This is a genomic window from Actinoplanes sp. NPDC051537 (genome assembly GCF_055586105.1).
This window is the reverse complement of sequence record NZ_JBVJIU010000043.1, coordinates 11,830-12,166: the sequence shown is the minus strand read 5'-3', so window position 1 is coordinate 12,166 and position 337 is coordinate 11,830. Positions and strand designations below refer to the sequence as shown.

Genomic DNA, 337 nt, shown 5'->3' with positions numbered 1-337 from the left:
AGGTGCTCTTGTTTCTATGATTTCCCGGGCGCCCCCCCCACGCTTGCGCTCCCCCCCCCCCCCACCACGATCACGCCTTGGCGGCCGGAACCTTCTTCTCCGCCGCGGGCTCGGCGACCGGCGCGGTCCGGCGCCCGGCCCGCTGGAATGCGAGCAGCGCCAGCACCAGCGCGAGCACGCCGGCGATCAGCCCGGCGAGGCCGAGCCCGTCCACGCCGTCCGATTTGTCGGCGGAAGCGGGGGGGGGGGGGGGGGCCGGCGGGGGGGGGGGGGGGGGGGGGGGGGGAGGAGGGAGCCACCGCCATACCGTCGCGTCGTCCTTTTCACTCCCCTTCTC

At 76.0% G+C, this 337-nt stretch carries 1 protein-coding gene; it reads right to left on the bottom strand.

Annotated elements, in window-relative coordinates; genetic code table 11:
• Positions 1-70 precede the first annotated feature (70 nt).
• Complete coding sequence (locus tag ACZ6TB_RS48825) at positions 71-214, bottom strand: hypothetical protein (protein ID WP_465568770.1); 144 nt, start codon at positions 212-214, stop codon at positions 71-73.
• Positions 215-337: the final 123 nt, after the last annotated feature.